A 14,459-nucleotide genomic window follows, 5' to 3' on the forward strand; every position below is an offset into this window, starting at 1 on the left:
GACCCCGAGGGGGCTGCGACCGGTCCGCCACGTCCCCCTTCCCGAACTCGAAGATCGGCGTCGCAGTCATCGCACAGTTCCGAAGGGGTCGCCGTGGCGGACCATCTTCCGCCCGAAACCGCGTCTCACCACGATCGACAGGAACACTGCGTTACCGATCAGGTAACGCCGCCAGAGGCGCCGCGGGTCGCTACCCAGGCGAAACGCCCATTCCAATCCGGAGTTCTGCAGCCACAATGGAGCCTCGGGCATGGTTCCAGCGAGAAAGTCGAACGCGGCGCCGACGGCGACGAAGGTCGCGTCCACGCGATCGGCCAAGCCCACCACCGCTTCGTCCTGCTTGGGTGCACCGAGTCCCACCCACACGACGTCGGCGCGCGACTGCGTCACCACCTCGGCTCCGTAGCGGAAGAACTCCTCATCGAGCGGCGCGAACGGCGGAGCCCACGACCCGACAATCTGCAGGCCCGGGTACGCGGTTTCCGTAGCAGTGATCAGCTTCGTCAGGGTCTCCGGAGTGGTACCGAGAAAGAAGTGCCGGACATCCATGGCTCGGCCCGAATCGAGGGCGGTTCGAAAGAGGGTGGCGCCGCGAACGCGATGTGCTCGGTGCCGGAGGGAACGAGAACGCAGTTTCATCACCCAGACAACCGGTAATCCGTCCGGGAAGTTGATACCCGGGCTTGCGAGCAAGTCACGGTAGGCGGCGTCTCGTGAGGCAAGGGCGACTTCCTTGGCGCCTACGAGCCGTACGGCCCAACCAGTACGAACACCGCCTCCGCGACATTCACGGCTCGTGAGGAATTGCGCCGCATCTGCGATGTCGGTGACCACCACCGGGACATCCCCGACCCACGCTAATTTCTGCCCACCGTAAGAGGGCTTTCCACTCTGCGGATGAAAGGTCTTCTCCATCAGGTCCCGTGGTTTCGAAGGGGTTTGTGGGCAGTCGCGCCTTTCACGATTTCCGGAAAGCAGACCACCCGAACATTACTCACCTGAACGCCTCCCTGGGGCGTCGAAAGCCGCAGAGTGTTCCCCGATTGACCAATATTGGCCGATGCCAGACACTGGGCGAATGCCACGCCTCCGCGAATCACCACGCGGAGTCATCGTCGCCTTTGCACTGCTGTCACTGGTTCTGTTCGCCTACGCGGCGACTGCTGGTTCCCCACTCCGTTTTCAAGACGAGCTGGATTACCGCGCTGTCGCGCACGCGATCGCAACCGGTAAGGGGTTCGCTTTCGAGGGGCACGCGAGTGCATATCGGCCTCCCACGTGGCCGCTTGTCCTTGCCCCCTTCATCGTCCTCGGACTCCCCATGCAGGCTCTGGTCCTCATATCGCCGGCGCTGCTCATCGCGGCGGGTGTCTTCGGTGCCGCCATCGGGCTGCACGTCACCGGGAATCGTTGGGGTTCGGTTGCGGGGATAGCGGTGCTGGTCTATCCGCTCAACGCCTACGCATCGGCAACGTTGTACCCACAGGCGCTGGCCACCGCCCTCGTCCTCGCATTGGCTCTCTTCGGCCTGACTCTCGACAGCAGGCGCAACGATCACGGCGGCGGCGCTGCGGTCATGGTCGGCCTGGCGGGTGCCGCGCTGACGCTCGCCGTGCCCGTGCTCGGTTTCACGGCCGTCGCCATGATCGCCGCGATGGCGTGGAGGCGCAGAAGCCGGCGAGCGCGTTTCGCCACCCTGTCCGTTCTCGCGTTCGCGCTACCGATCGCAGCGTGGACGACCCGCAACTGGATTCAATTCCATAAGTTCATACCTGTCAGTTCTTCCAGTGGCTTGAATCTTCTCATCGGCAACAATCCGGCGGCCACACCCACTTCCGGGGTCGATGTCGACATCACCAGCTATCGCGAACGCCTGTCTTCGATCTTTCCTGAGCGGTTCGACGACATCTCCGCAGACGGCCGGTATCAACACGCTGCGATCGAGTGGATCACCGGCCACCCAGGAGACGCGGCCGTCCTGTTCCTGGGTAAAACAGCCAACTACTTCGTCCCCTACAACGCGCCGGTGACCACAGCTCAGGGAAGCTCTCTTCAAGAGCTGATCGCCTACGCTGCTTTTGCCTTGCTGTTGGCAGGCGTCGCCTGCCGGATCGCTCTCCGCAAGTCGTTACCCGTCACGTTTCCCGAGAAGCTATGGCTGTGGCTGTTCGTGGCCAACGCGCCGGTGATGGCTGTCTTTTTCACCCGTGTTCGATTCCGCCAGCCGCTCGACGCGCTGCTCGCGGTCGAGTTCGCGGTCGGGATGGTTGTGCTGATCACGGCGATCAGAGCCCATCGGAGCGGGTCGGCGAAGGGCGGGCAACGTGCGAGTCACCTATGACGACCAGATTTTCGTCAGTCAGCGTCGCGGCGGGATCTCGAGATACTTCAGCGAGCTGATCGACCAGTTCAGCACACGTGAGGATTTCGGAGTCGAGCCGCTGTTGGATTTCCGCTTCACCGCGAACGAGCACCTCCTCGGAGTGCCCGGCACCGGGGTCCGATCAAGCCCGCTTCCCGCACGCCTCGACAAGGCGCGCCTGCTGCGCCAAGTGAACCGGTACACGTCGCGTCGGCGTCCAGCGGAAATCCTTCACCACACCTATTACATGCGCGACGCATTGTCCCGAAGCACCCCTCGCAGGGTGTGCACCGTCTACGACATGATCCCCGAGCTCTTCCCCGAGAACTTTCCGCAGGGAAACCCCCATCAGGCAAAGCGCGCGGTGGTGGACGCCTGCGACGCCGTCATCTGCATCTCGGACACAACGCGGCGTGATCTCGTCCGCATCTACGGCCCCATCGACAAACCAGTGATCGTCACACCCCTCGCCGTCGGGGCCGACTTTCACCTCGCAAGTCGGCCACCGCCTCCGCGTCCGCAGGTAAGGCCGTACGTGCTGTTCGTAGGCCAGCGCGGAACGTACAAGAACTTCACCGTGCTGGCGCGAGCCTTCCGTGACATCGCGCACGAGTTCCCACGGCTGGACCTGCTGTGTGTGGGAGGAGGCCCCTTCACCGCAGATGAGGCCGCCGGACTCGGCGAACTTCTCGTGAGCGGCCGAGTTCGGCAGACGCACGTGCCCGACGCCGCCCTCCCCAACATCTACCGCGACGCCCGCTGCTTCGTCTTTCCCTCTCGCTACGAGGGTTTCGGGCTGCCGGCGCTCGAGGCCATGGCAGCGGGGTGCCCGGTGATCGTTGCCGACAACGATTGCCTCGCCGAGGTCGTCGCCGATGCAGCGGTGCGATTCGACGCCGACGACTTCGAGGCGCTCGCCGAGTTGTTACGAGTCGCCGCCGACGACGGCCCGTGGTCGACGGCGCTTCGAGAGAAGGGCCGCTCCCGCGCGCGCGCGTTCACCTGGGAAGCCACGGCCCTGGCGACAGCAGAGGTGTATCGACGTGTTCTGTGAAGCCGGGTACCCCCCGTCACCCGCGGGCGACCTATGACCCGCGACGCGCCCGACCCTGTGGAACTACTACCCGGGGCGACCAGCTCGGGCGCGGTCAACCGCGCGATCGTCGCCGGATTCGGCGGCAAAATCGCCATGACCGTCCTCAACCTCCTCGTCGTCGCGATCGCCGCGCGATCGCTCGGTACGGCCGGATTCGGTGTCGTCGCCATCCTCACCGGCCTGGTCACCACGCTCGGCTTTCTCGATCTGGGGATCGGGAACAGCACCATCTCGACGATCTCTTCGAGTCTCTCCGCCGGAGACCTGTCCCGCGCGAGACGCGATATCGGCATCGCAGTGGTGACCACCGCGGCGATAGGGGCAGTGGTCGCTGTCGCCGGAACGCTGGTGGCACTCGCCGTACCCCGCGCGCTCCTCTTCGAGACTCCCGGCATCACCGATCTCGATCTACGGCTGTCGATCGTGGTGTTCGCCCTCGCGCTCGGCATCGCCATCCCGGGAACCCTGGGCTCGCGGATCTGTCTTGCCCGTGAACGCGGCGCGGTCAACAACTGGTATCTGGTCGCGGGGGCGGCCGCCGGCGTCGCAGCGACCGGAATCTGCGCTCTTCTCAACGCGTCGCTCTGGCTCTTCGTGGTCGCGACCGTACTCGTGCCCACCATCGCGTTGGCGGTTCAAACCGGCGTCTACCTGTCGGTTGCCGACGGTGCGATCTCGCCGCTCTGGGATGCGGTGTCGTGGAAAGCGGTTCGGGCCGTCGGTCATTCGAGTTTCTACTTCATGGTTCTCGGGGCCTGTTCAGCCGTGTCGTTCCAGACCAACACCCTTGTGGTGGCCTACGTACTGGATTCCCGAGCCGCAGGCATTCTGGGGATCGCAACTCGCGCGTACTCACTCGTATCGACGCTGTTCGTCGGGGGCCTTCAGCAGAGTTGGGCGAGTTCGGCGAGGGCGATGGCACAGGGAAACATCACGTGGGTACGCGTGAACTTCTGGCGCGTCTTTCGCGTCACCGGTATCCCCGTCCTCGTGATCTCCGCGGTCCTCGTCGTCATCGGTCGTCCGGTGATCGAGCTGTGGGCGGGCGGGGACTCGATTCCACCGCTCGCGCTTCTGGTCGCCTTGGCGGCGTGGACCTGCTACAGCTTCGTGATGACGCAGATCAGCTTCCTGCTCAACGCCGCTGACGTGTTGCGTCCGCAGGCGATCCTCTCTGCCGTACTGCTTGTCGCGACAATTCCACTGTCTGTCTATATGACCCGGCACTTGGGACTGGAGGGCTCCACATTGGCGATGCTCCTCGCGCATCTCTGCATCGCCGGGTTCCCCTTCGTTGTGATGGGCCGCAATGTCCTGCGCCGACCCGATGGTATTCCGCAACGAAACTCCTGGAGCGCCACATGACGAACCCCCCGGCGCTCGCGGCCGACCAACTCTGGCCCACCACCTCGACCGTGCGCGAGTTCATCAGACGCGACCGCGCCGCCAATCCGCGAGACCCGAAGGCGCAACTGGTACTCGTTTTCCTACGCGCCTGCCAGGTGGTGATGCGCGATCGCCGGAATCCGACACTGCCGGGGAAGGTGCTCAGCGCCGCGTATCGCGCGCTGACCGAGATGGTGTTCGGTATCGAATTGCGACCCAAGACCCGTGTGGGGCCGGGCGTGAGCATCTATCACGGCTACGGATTGGTAGTTAACGATCAGTGCGTCATCGGCTCCGACGTGAAGCTACGGAACGGCGTGACCATCGGACACGCACATGAGGGCGGACCGGTGCCGACCATCGGCGACGGTGTGTCGTTCGGCGCCGGCGCTATAGCCCTCGGAGGAATCACCGTCGGACGGGGAGCGACCATCGCAGCAGGTGCCGTCGTGGTCAAGAGCATTCCTGACGGGGCCACAGCAATCGGGAATCCCGCCGCCGTCCGGCCCTCGCCGATGCGATGATTCGCCAGGCCAAACTACCTATTCAGTAGCTAGAATCACGCGATGGCAGCGATCGTCGGTTCGGACAGACCACACATCCGGCATCTGACCGGGCTACGTGCCATTGCCGCTTTCGCCGTCATCACGGTTCATTATCAAGAGATCCTCTACGCCCTCGCACCCATTAGTCGGCACGCGACAAAACTGATCAACGGCGGAGGGCTGGGTGTGATGGTGTTCTTCACCCTCAGCGGTTTCATCATCGCCTATACCTATCTCGATCGACTCCATCCGTTTTCCTGGGCCGAATACGGCAGGTTCATGTGGGCGCGGTTCGCCCGTATGTACCCGATCCACCTCACTGTGCTGCTCGGGATTCTCGTGCTCTGGCTCGTTGCAGGTCATGTGGGTGTCACACTCCCCAACCCGGAGTACTACCGCGCGAGTTCTTTCGCCGTGAATCTGGCACTGCTTCAGGGGGCCTTCCCGGCGAACCCATGGAACGCGCCGGCGTGGACACTCACCTATGAGATGGCCGCCTACATTGCTTTCCCACTGCTCGCAGCACTACTGGTGAGGATCCGCTCGGTCTCCCAGGCCTACACGGGCGCCACGATCGTCGCACTCGCCGGCACGGGAGCGCTCATCGGCGCCTACAGCTATACCGGCAACCAGAACATCGGCGGTCCGATGTTCTGGATTCACGTCGCCACCGAGTTCGCCTGCGGCGCACTCATGTACGTCGGCTGGCAGAAGGCAGGATTTGGTGTGTCGATCCGGTGGGATGTCGCGGGCGTGATCGGAGCCGTCGCGCTTGCGGTGGTTCTGTGGGAACGCGGGGATTCGATCACCTTGCAGCTCGCGGTGGTTCCACTGGCCATCTTCAGCGTGATGGCGGTGGCAGGCTCATCCGGTCCCCTGCGTGGCTTCCTCAGCTCCCGCCCGCTCGAGTGGCTCGGGCGCATCTCCTTCTCGCTGTACCTTCTGCATGTGACCTGTCGTAGCGTTCTACGACAGCTCATCGACCCGAACGATTTCGTTGATTCGTCGCTGGTCGTGCGTCTGGGCGTCATCATTTTGTTCTTCGGCGCATCTGTGGTCTGCGGCGCTCTTCTGTACCACCTTGTCGAGGAGCCCGCCCGAAAGTGGCTACGGAACTGGCTGGCTCGGAGAACAGCCGCGCAGGCCGCCCCGGTTGACCGAGAAGCGACCGCTCAGCGGTGAACCACTCACGACCTGCCGGCGTCCTGATGAATCTCCTGGCGGCTGAGATTTCCGCATCAGATCGCGCGGTCGTGCGAAAATTGCTGCACCTTCTCCGGAGAACGGTTGTCAAACTCCATGATCCGCCGATCTCGTACCGCCTCGGCAGGGTCGACATCCTCATACCTCTGAGCCACGACCTGCCGATCAACCGGGCCTACTTCCCGAAGTATTCGGCCAACTTGGGGGTGGCCGCCGCCGGCATCAGCCGGGTCCGCAATTTGGACCGCCCACTGCGCGTCATCGATATCGGGGCGAACGTCGGCGATTCTGTCGCCATCATCGAAAGCCACACCGCAACAGAGGCTCTCTGCGTCGAAGGCGACCCGGTGTACCTCCCCTACCTGGCCTGGAACGCCTCGGCGTTTCGATCGGTGGCGATCGAGAACTGCTACATAGCCTCTGCAGATGTCGAACTCGCGACCACCTCTGTCAATCGAGGCGCCGGGACCGCACGACTGGTCACCGAGTCGACTGCTGCAGAGTCGATCCCCGTGCGCACCATCACCCAGATCCTGCAGGATCACGTGCAGTTCGCCGATGCCGATCTCGTGAAGATCGACACCGACGGACACGACGTCGGCATCATACGATCGATGTCGCCCTGGCTTAACGCGGCGCATCCTGTCGTGTTCTTCGAGTTCGACCCCCGGCTCACCGAGGAGGTGAGCGGACACGACGCCGCGGCGATCTTCCACGAACTCGAGGAGCTCGGCTATCCGGAGGTCGCCGTCTACGACAACCTCGGAGCGATGGTGGGCAGATTCGCCTCCGGCGACCCCAGTCTGCTCGAGATGAGCTCGACTCTCGGCAACCCCGGACAGCCGCCCTACTGGGACGTCGTGGCAGTGTCCTCGGTGGACCGTGGAGTCCTCGACACTCTCCGCTGAGGCCGGCTCACGACGCCCACGGCTGCGCGTCGATCACCGCGACAAGGCGGTCACGAAAGCTCTGTGCGCCGAATTCGCGCTGCGCCGTGGCGAACGCGTTGTCGGCCCGGGTGCGCGCGCCCACTGCATCGGTCAACACTTCACGCACCTTCTCAGCAAGGTCCTCGGCATCACCCGGAGCGAAGAGCAAACCGTTCTGCCGATCAGACACCACCTCCGGGATCCCGTTGATGCGACTGGCCACGATCGGCGCACGGGAGAACATCGCCTGCGATACCACCGTTGGCAGGTTGTCGTACCACTCGGAGGGAACGACGAACATCCCGGCAGACCGCAGTTCATCCCACACCTGCTCGCCGTACTGGCTACCCAGCCAGACGACGTTGCCCAGACGTAGACGCTCGGCATAGGCCTGCGCCTCGTCGAGATGGTCACCGACCCCGACGATCCGGAAAGTCACCTCTGGATCGCTCACCTGAAGTCGGCCGGCGGCGTCGAGCAGCGTGAAGATGCCCTTCTCTCGAACGATGCGCCCGACGAACAGAACTGTTCGGCCACGCCCGTTCGGGGCCGGGACGTCCTCGGGCGGTTTCGGCGCCCGCACCCGAACTGTGATGCGTGGATGCGCCGCCAGCCACGGACGAAGCTTCTCGATGAGGAAGTCTGTCGAGGGTAGGTATGTCTGGGCCCCCCACCGCCACAGCCCGAGCACCTTCCACAAGCGGAGACTCGAGGCGAGCAGCGCTGATTGGACCCGGCTCCCGCGGTAGCACCGATAGCGGACCGCGTTCGTGAAACTCCCACCGAGACAGCGCTCGCAGATCGAGCCCTCGGTGAAGAGGATGCCGTTGGCGCACATCACTCGGTAGTTGAGGAGCCGTTGCATGACGGGAACACGCGCGAGTCGGAGTGCGACGTACACCGAGGGTGACAGGAGCGGGAAGACGTTCTGCACGATCGCGACATCGGGGCCGAATCTTCGAGCGGCCCGGAACACTCGCACGAAGCTTGCCGGGTTGAAGTAGATGGACACGAGCAGATAGGGAGCGAACACCATGCGCCGCAGACGTGACGACGGGATCTCGTCGTTGTGTTTCGTCAACACCAACGTCTCGTGCCCGAGGTCGTCGAGTGCGGCAACAGTCTCCTCGAAGGCGTTGTCCTCTCCGGCGTAGAGCTGATAGAAGTTGTGAATCAACAGTATTCGCATCAGTGTGTCCGAACCTGCGCCGTGTCGGATTGCATCCAATTCCACACGTTCGCCACACCCGTCGAGAAAGGCGTATCGGCAACCATTCCGAAGTCTGTGGCCAGCCGCGAGCAGTCGAGAACCACGTGTTGAACGAACGAGCTGGGGACCGGCCTCCGGGTCAGTTCCGCCGAATACCCTGTCACCGCCTCGATAGCCGAGATCACCTCCAGCACAGTCATTCCCACGCCTGATCCGCAGTTGTACAGATCGTGCGGCAGATCAGGTGTATCGAAGATCGACGCCATGCACGTCACGAGGTCACGAACATATATGTAGTCGCGCACCATGTCGCCTTCGCCCATAACGGTGAGCGGCCGACCCGACACCAGCAGATCGAGAAAGGTGGGCACGATGCCGAACTGGCCGTTCTTGGAGGCCTGGCCCTCACCGTAGACGTTGGAGATCCGGAGGCTCAGCGAGTCGAGTCCGTGGCGAGCCCTGAAGTAGCGGAGGTAGCTCTCGATGGCACTCTTACCGATCGCGTAGGGCGACAGCGGCTCTATCCGATCCGTCTCGGAATGTCGTTCTCGCTGGACATCTCCATAGATCGCTCCGCCGGTGGACGCATAGATGACCCGTCTGACCCCTTGTTCGACGCATGCCTCCAACAACAGGACCGACATGCGAACGTTCGTCTCCACGTCGATGAACGGGTTCTCATCCGAGCTGGCGGGCGTGGTCAGGGAGATCAGATGGAAGACGTAGTCCGCTCCGGTGATCGCCTCGTTGATCGTGCTGCGGTCCAAGAAGTCGCCAACAACGTGCTTGAGTACGTCGGAATCCGGCTGTGGGGCACGTCGTCGTCCGAAGGTGGTCACGTGGTGGCCACGCGCGAGAAGTTCGTTCACGAGATGAGTTCCGATGAATCCCGACCCGCCCAGCACTGCGCACCGCGTCATCTGTGTCGTCCTCCGTTCGCCCATGCAGACGCCGAGTGATCCGCCAGCGCTTCGGGTGTTCTGAGGCTACGCGCCGGGTCTCCAGTGCGGCGCCCATCGGGCGCACCTCATCCGTGTGGTCTGTCCGATGGACAGTTTTCGAGATGTCGAACCGTGCTGCATAGGTGACGATTCATCCATGCGATCCGGCTTCCCCGCGACGAGATGGGCGTTCCAGCTCGCAGTGGTCGCCTGCGCTCTGGCCCTGCTCACGGGAGTCGTGGTCACGGAGGGTCGGGAGTTGAGTCCGACCGATCCTTCGCTCTCCGCAGCACAGATCGACGAGCTCACAGACCCCTGGGCCGGGCAGGTACACGCGCTGGCTTTCGGCGATTCGTACTTCACCGGTTCTGACGGGGTGACCCGGTCGCAGACGTTCGGCCGGATCGCGCTCAACGGACTCGGCTACACCGTCACCCAGTCCGGCCATGGGGGAACTGGATACGTTGTCGAGTCACGCGTCGACGGATGGCCCAACTTCGTCAGTCAGGTGAGCGACTCCGCGCTCGGCGAGTTGCCAGTGCCGCCGATCTCGGTGGTGTTGCTCGAAGGTGGGGTCAACGATGCTCTGAGCAACGTGCCTGCCGCTCTGATACGAACCAACGCGGCTTGGGTGATGGCCAGCCTGCGGGATCGCTACCCTCTCGCGAAACATGTCGTCCTCGGTGTCCCACCCGACCGTGCGGGTCGCCTGACCGGCCCCCGCGTCGCGATCAACGTCGCGATCCGCGCCGCGGCGCTCGCCACGCGATGGACCTTCGTCGACATGCGTTCGTTCATCACGCCCGCAACGGCGCCGACGATCATCGGACCGGACCGACTGCACCCGACTCTCGTGGGACATCAAAAGCTGGCGGCTCAGCTGTCCGCACAGCTTGCAAGGGCCGGCATCGGACCCGTCAGGGTTCCGCGATAAGCACCGCCTCGGACCGGTCGCGAAAGCGATGTCAGGCCCGGAAGATCGACCGCGGGAGCTCTCGATTGCGGCGATGGATCACCGCGATCGAATCGTAGAACTCGACCTTGCCCACGATGGTTGTCGCGAAGGGGACCTGAATCGCATTTTCCCGCTTCGCATCTCCCGCGTGGAAGAGTTGCTCCCCCACGGTCGAGAAATAGTGGGCGTGCATCGCGTCGATGAGCGATGTGGTGAAGTCGACGAACGTCTCCGGTTGGTCGGCATGTGTCCACCAGTAGTTGGCGTGGATGTCCTCCACCATGTAGGCCCCGCTGTCCGCCAACGCATTCGGGAACAGATAGGTGAACGAGTCGATGATGTGGGAGTTGACGTGTGAACCATCGTCGAGGATCACGTCGAACAGGCCGAATTCGTCGATCACACCCCGGAGGAATGCCGTGTCCTGCTGGGGGCCGATGCGCACGTAAATGTTGCGATCCGGGTCGTCGAACGTCGCACAGTCGGGATCGATGTCGACACCGACGATCAGCGACTCCGGGTGAAGGTACTTCCGCCACATCTCGAGCGATCCACCGCGAAAGACGCCGATCTCCAACATCCTGATCGGTCGATCTCGCAGCGGGGCGAGCACGGCGTCGTAGGCCTCGAAATACTGCGACCACTTGTGCACGTCATGCGACGACTCGAAGATCGCGGCGGTCTCCCCCACCAACGGATTGTCGGTGGCCTGCCACGAGACCGGGCGGCCGAGATCGGGCCCGAGAACGCGACGGAGCTTGCGTTCACGGAGTCGGTTGCGAGTCGCGACGCGGAGGAATGGGAGTGTGTTCCTGTCCATTCCGCGACCCTAGATCCGAGCGAGCTGTACGAAGGTACGTTTGAAGGACTCGCTCGTGGCGTTCTCGCTCAGCTGCCTGCGGAGGTCATCTCTTGGTACGTGCTGAACATTCGCCGACCGATGATGCGGCCTGCTTCGGCCGTGAAGTGGGGATCTTCTACGACGCCGGGAACACCGGGCGACCCGTTGAGCATGCCGTCGGGCGGCTCGACGAACCGCGCGTTCGGGTGTCGGTTGGGGGTGTCCTTGTGGACGGCGTCGATGCCGGCGAGTTTCGGCGGACCGAAACGCATGTACTCGGGGCTCAGGCCTCCGAGGATGAACGGTACCGGCCCGTAGCGGACCCGCAGCGTGGCGATCAGCAGGTCGAACTGCTCTTGATAGAGCTCCGCAGGCGTGAGCGGTCCATCGGATTCGCCCTGGTGCCACAGGATTCCGCTCAGCGGCTGGCCACTGAACTTCAACGCGGAGTCGATCTGCTTGCAGGCGTACTTGAACAGGTTCACGCGCACGTCGGTGTTCGCCGGGTTCCACGAGTAGCCGTTCTTCGGCCAGAACGACGTATCGCCCCGCGCCGTCGGCACCAGCAGCACCGGCTTGCCGGAGGCGTCGGCGAGCAGCGATCCGAACTCGGTCGCGAAGCCCACACCGTTGGTGGGCACCTCGTGCAGCAGCGGATCGACCGCCGCGAGTGGCTTACGCCCGCGGTACCGCCCGCACCCCGGCCACTGATGGACCCGCGGGTTCGGCGGCGTGGGCGTGGTCCCGCCGACCTCTTTGCCTGCGCCTGCCGCGTTCGACTGCCCGAGGACCGCTATCACCGTGTACGGCTCGTCGTACGGTTCCACCGGCGTGCCGGTCGCGATGGCCTTCTTGACGATGGTCTTCGCCCGCATCAGCATCTGCAGCTTCAGCGGATAGTCGCCGTGGATCGCGCGGTCCTCGTCGTAGGTGCGCAGTTCGGGGTCGAACGGTGACGGCATCGAGTTCCTTCGCGGGGTCGGGCAGTTGGCGTGACTAGCTGATCATCTCCTTCAGGAGACGGATCTGCTGAACGTTGGCGGCATGGTCGACATCCATCGGTGTGGCCAGGGCCATCGTGACACCGCCGGCCTCGAACGCCTGGACGCGGTCCTTGACCTCCGACGCCGATCCGATCAGCGAGATCTGGCGCACCAGGTCGTCGGGCACGGCGTCGGCGGCCTCTTGCTTCTTGCCGTCGAGGTAGAGGTCCTGGATGGTCTTGGCCTCGTCGACGTAGCCGTAGCGGACGGCGAGATCGTTGTAGAAGTTCTTGCCGCGGGCACCCATGCCACCGACGTAGAGCGCCACCTGGTGCGAGACCAGCGCGCGGGCGTTGTCCTTGGCGGTCTCGTCGTCGCTGATGAGCAGCGCGGTGGTCACCGAGATCTGCAGCTCCCCCAGCTCTGCGTCGCGCTTGGCCTTGCCGGCCTTGAGCGGCTCACCGAAGGCGGCGTCGACGTGGTCGGGGTGGAAGAAGATCGGTTGCCACTCCTCGAACTTCTCCGCGGCCAGCGCGACGTTCTTGGGTCCGATGGCGGCCAGGGCCATCGGGATGCGGTCGCGGATCGGGTGGTTGATGAGCTTGAGCGGCTTGCCGAGTCCGGTGCCGCCGTCTTCCTTGGTGAGCGGGAGCTTGTAGTACTTGCCGTCGTACTCGACGCGCTCGCGCTTCCACACCTTGCGGCAGATGTCGGCGTACTCGCGGGCACGACCCAGCGGGGCGTCGTACTTCACGCCGTGGAAACCCTCGATGACCTGCGGACCGGACGCACCGATACCGAGCACGGCTCGACCACCGGAGATGTAGTCGAGCCCGGCCGCGGTCATCGCGATGTTGGTGGGCGTGCGGGTGAACAGCGGCAGGATGCCGGTGGCGAGCTCGAGGGTTTCTGTCTTCGCCGCGATGTAACCGAGCTGGCTCACCGCGTCGTAGCTGTAGGCCTCGGGAACCGCGACCCGGTCGAGGCCGGCGGCCTCGAACTCGAGCAGGTTGTTGATGGTCTCGCTGAAATCTCCGGCGTAGTTGATGCCCATACCGATTCTCATGCGACTGCCCTTCCTCGACGTTGAGGTCGATGATGCCCGACGCTCCATCCGCGTCGATCGTCACCCGCGACCATAACTCGACTTATGCTCGATGTCTCGAGGTTCACCCGGTAGACAGTCCACATGGAGATTTTGAGTGCCCGCGTCCTTCTCCGTCCGCGCGATCCCGAGGCGACGTTGGCGTTCTATCGAGACACACTCGGCCTGGCGATCGCTCGCACCTATCCAGGCGGGGTCGTGTTCTTCGCCGGGTCGACACTAATCGAGGTCGCGTCGCACATGACCTCGGACAGCGACGAGTCGACCACCGCGTTGTGGCTGCAGGTGCGCGACATCGAAACGACACAGCGCGTCCTCGAGTCTGCCGGCGTCTCGATCGCCCGTGAAGCTCGCACAGAGCCGTGGGGCCTCCGCGAGATGCACGTCCCGGATCCCGACGGTCGTCAACTCATCTTTGTTGAGATTCCGGCGGATCACCCGTTACGCGCTGATCAGCGGGCGGTGAAAACCGAGTTCGTCTCGCGCACATAGCTCGCGTTATGCCGGCCGAGAAGACCGCCTTAACAATCTCCGAGCCGAACCCTCGTTGCTGCGCTTACGACTATCGTGGCCGTCATGCCTTACAGCGACAGTCCGGCGCTCCCAGACCTGCCGGATGACACCATCTTGTGGCGCTACCTCGACCTTTATCGATTGCTCGATTTGCTGCAGACTTCAGAACTGCATCTGGCGCGCGTCGGATAGATGGGAGGGTGCATCCAGCGCGGTCAATAAAGCGAGTCGCCCGTCGATGTATGGTGACGACTATGAGCTTATACGGGAGAAATTCCTCAGGTTTACGAATACCTTCGTCTACGAACTTTCTTAAACTGTTGGAACATTGGAGCGCATGAGTCGTACGCGCTGTGGAAACTTTACGACGCCGCGGGTAAAGATGTGGCG

Annotated in this window: 16 protein-coding genes; 9 read left to right on the forward strand and 7 right to left on the reverse strand. The window is 63.7% G+C overall.

Features of this window, described 5'->3' with window-relative positions:
- Window positions 1-66 precede the first annotated feature (66 nt).
- Complete coding sequence (locus ASG12_RS21425) at window positions 67-837, reverse strand: WecB/TagA/CpsF family glycosyltransferase (protein WP_162243445.1); 771 nt, start codon at window positions 835-837, stop codon at window positions 67-69.
- Window positions 838-1,078: 241 nt separating this feature from the next.
- On the opposite strand from ASG12_RS21425, the gene ASG12_RS18755 reads away from it, so the two are divergent.
- Genes ASG12_RS18755 through ASG12_RS18775 form a run of 5 tightly spaced genes read left to right on the forward strand, consistent with a single transcriptional unit; the run spans window position 1,079 to window position 6,571 of the window.
- Window positions 1,079-2,341, forward strand: coding sequence for a hypothetical protein (locus ASG12_RS18755; RefSeq protein ID WP_055792973.1), 1,263 nt, complete (start codon window positions 1,079-1,081; stop codon window positions 2,339-2,341).
- The gene (locus tag ASG12_RS18760; RefSeq protein WP_055792975.1) at window positions 2,325-3,416 is read left to right on the forward strand and encodes a glycosyltransferase family 4 protein; all 1,092 of its coding nucleotides are present in this window, start codon (window positions 2,325-2,327) and stop codon (window positions 3,414-3,416) included. Before ASG12_RS18755 ends, ASG12_RS18760 begins: the two co-directional genes overlap by 17 nt.
- Window positions 3,417-3,449: 33 nt before the next feature.
- Window positions 3,450-4,823 (forward strand): lipopolysaccharide biosynthesis protein, encoded by a 1,374-nt coding sequence (locus ASG12_RS18765; RefSeq protein ID WP_055792978.1) that lies wholly within the window; start codon window positions 3,450-3,452, stop codon window positions 4,821-4,823.
- A 50-nt stretch (window positions 4,824-4,873) separates the two neighbouring features.
- A complete protein-coding gene (locus ASG12_RS18770) occupies window positions 4,874-5,368 on the forward strand; it encodes a serine O-acetyltransferase (protein WP_162243446.1) in 495 nt (164 codons plus the stop codon).
- Window positions 5,369-5,410: 42 nt separating this feature from the next.
- On the forward strand, window positions 5,411-6,571 hold the full coding sequence (locus ASG12_RS18775) for an acyltransferase family protein (RefSeq protein ID WP_082502153.1): 1,161 nt from the start codon (window positions 5,411-5,413) through the stop codon (window positions 6,569-6,571).
- A 56-nt stretch (window positions 6,572-6,627) separates the two neighbouring features.
- Here the strand turns inward: ASG12_RS18775 and ASG12_RS22170 are convergent, their stop codons facing one another.
- Window positions 6,628-6,903, reverse strand: coding sequence for a hypothetical protein (locus ASG12_RS22170; protein WP_235457846.1), 276 nt, complete (start codon window positions 6,901-6,903; stop codon window positions 6,628-6,630).
- Here ASG12_RS22170 and ASG12_RS18780 point away from each other — a divergent pair.
- Window positions 6,799-7,500, forward strand: coding sequence for an FkbM family methyltransferase (locus ASG12_RS18780; RefSeq protein WP_235457805.1), 702 nt, complete (start codon window positions 6,799-6,801; stop codon window positions 7,498-7,500). The genes ASG12_RS22170 and ASG12_RS18780 overlap by 105 nt on opposite strands.
- A 7-nt stretch (window positions 7,501-7,507) precedes the next feature.
- Here ASG12_RS18780 and ASG12_RS18785 read toward each other — a convergent pair whose 3' ends face one another.
- Together ASG12_RS18785 and ASG12_RS18790 are read right to left on the reverse strand one after the other, a co-directional pair.
- Complete coding sequence (locus ASG12_RS18785) at window positions 7,508-8,710, reverse strand: glycosyltransferase (protein WP_055792988.1); 1,203 nt, start codon at window positions 8,708-8,710, stop codon at window positions 7,508-7,510.
- Entirely contained in the window at window positions 8,710-9,675 is a 966-nt protein-coding gene (locus ASG12_RS18790) for an NAD-dependent epimerase/dehydratase family protein (protein ID WP_082502154.1), read from the reverse strand. Before ASG12_RS18790 ends, ASG12_RS18785 begins: the two co-directional genes overlap by 1 nt.
- Before the next feature lie 154 nt (window positions 9,676-9,829).
- Between ASG12_RS18790 and ASG12_RS18795 the strand changes: the two genes are divergently transcribed.
- Window positions 9,830-10,606: an SGNH/GDSL hydrolase family protein gene (locus ASG12_RS18795; protein ID WP_055792993.1), complete on the forward strand. Its 777-nt coding sequence runs from the start codon at window positions 9,830-9,832 to the stop codon at window positions 10,604-10,606.
- 31 nt (window positions 10,607-10,637) lie between these two features.
- Here the strand turns inward: ASG12_RS18795 and ASG12_RS18800 are convergent, their stop codons facing one another.
- From ASG12_RS18800 to ASG12_RS18810, 3 genes are all read right to left on the reverse strand, one after another.
- A complete protein-coding gene (locus ASG12_RS18800; protein WP_200932812.1) occupies window positions 10,638-11,447 on the reverse strand; it encodes a class I SAM-dependent methyltransferase in 810 nt (269 codons plus the stop codon).
- A gap of 68 nt (window positions 11,448-11,515) precedes the next feature.
- Window positions 11,516-12,430: a sialate O-acetylesterase gene (locus tag ASG12_RS18805; RefSeq protein ID WP_055792996.1), complete on the reverse strand. Its 915-nt coding sequence runs from the start codon at window positions 12,428-12,430 to the stop codon at window positions 11,516-11,518.
- 34 nt (window positions 12,431-12,464) lie between these two features.
- A complete protein-coding gene (locus tag ASG12_RS18810; protein WP_055792999.1) occupies window positions 12,465-13,517 on the reverse strand; it encodes an LLM class F420-dependent oxidoreductase in 1,053 nt (350 codons plus the stop codon).
- A 123-nt stretch (window positions 13,518-13,640) separates the two neighbouring features.
- Between ASG12_RS18810 and ASG12_RS18815 the strand changes: the two genes are divergently transcribed.
- On the forward strand, window positions 13,641-14,048 hold the full coding sequence (locus ASG12_RS18815) for a VOC family protein (RefSeq protein ID WP_055793001.1): 408 nt from the start codon (window positions 13,641-13,643) through the stop codon (window positions 14,046-14,048).
- Window positions 14,049-14,132: 84 nt separating this feature from the next.
- The gene (locus ASG12_RS22280) at window positions 14,133-14,261 is read left to right on the forward strand and encodes a hypothetical protein (RefSeq protein WP_268810457.1); all 129 of its coding nucleotides are present in this window, start codon (window positions 14,133-14,135) and stop codon (window positions 14,259-14,261) included.
- Window positions 14,262-14,459 lie beyond the last annotated feature (198 nt).

It is taken from the genome of Williamsia sp. Leaf354 (genome assembly GCF_001424365.1).
Classification (GTDB): Bacteria; Actinomycetota; Actinomycetes; order Mycobacteriales; family Mycobacteriaceae; genus Williamsia_A.

Bases quoted from the DNA above. Each gene is read 5' to 3' on its own strand.
- ASG12_RS18785 (WP_055792988.1), bottom strand. From the start codon at position 8,710: ATGCGAATACTGTTGATTCACAACTTCTATCAGCTCTACGCCGGAGAG.
- ASG12_RS18805 (WP_055792996.1), bottom strand. From the start codon at position 12,430: ATGCCGTCACCGTTCGACCCCGAACTGCGCACCTACGACGAGGACCGC.
- ASG12_RS18765 (WP_055792978.1), top strand. From the start codon at position 3,450: ATGACCCGCGACGCGCCCGACCCTGTGGAACTACTACCCGGGGCGACC.
- ASG12_RS18755 (WP_055792973.1), top strand. From the start codon at position 1,079: ATGCCACGCCTCCGCGAATCACCACGCGGAGTCATCGTCGCCTTTGCA.
- ASG12_RS18810 (WP_055792999.1), bottom strand. From the start codon at position 13,517: ATGAGAATCGGTATGGGCATCAACTACGCCGGAGATTTCAGCGAGACC.
- ASG12_RS18815 (WP_055793001.1), top strand. From the start codon at position 13,641: ATGGAGATTTTGAGTGCCCGCGTCCTTCTCCGTCCGCGCGATCCCGAG.
- ASG12_RS18800 (WP_200932812.1), bottom strand. From the start codon at position 11,447: ATGGACAGGAACACACTCCCATTCCTCCGCGTCGCGACTCGCAACCGA.
- ASG12_RS18795 (WP_055792993.1), top strand. From the start codon at position 9,830: ATGCGATCCGGCTTCCCCGCGACGAGATGGGCGTTCCAGCTCGCAGTG.
- ASG12_RS22280 (WP_268810457.1), top strand. From the start codon at position 14,133: ATGCCTTACAGCGACAGTCCGGCGCTCCCAGACCTGCCGGATGACACC.
- ASG12_RS18790 (WP_082502154.1), bottom strand. From the start codon at position 9,675: ATGGGCGAACGGAGGACGACACAGATGACGCGGTGCGCAGTGCTGGGC.
- ASG12_RS18775 (WP_082502153.1), top strand. From the start codon at position 5,411: ATGGCAGCGATCGTCGGTTCGGACAGACCACACATCCGGCATCTGACC.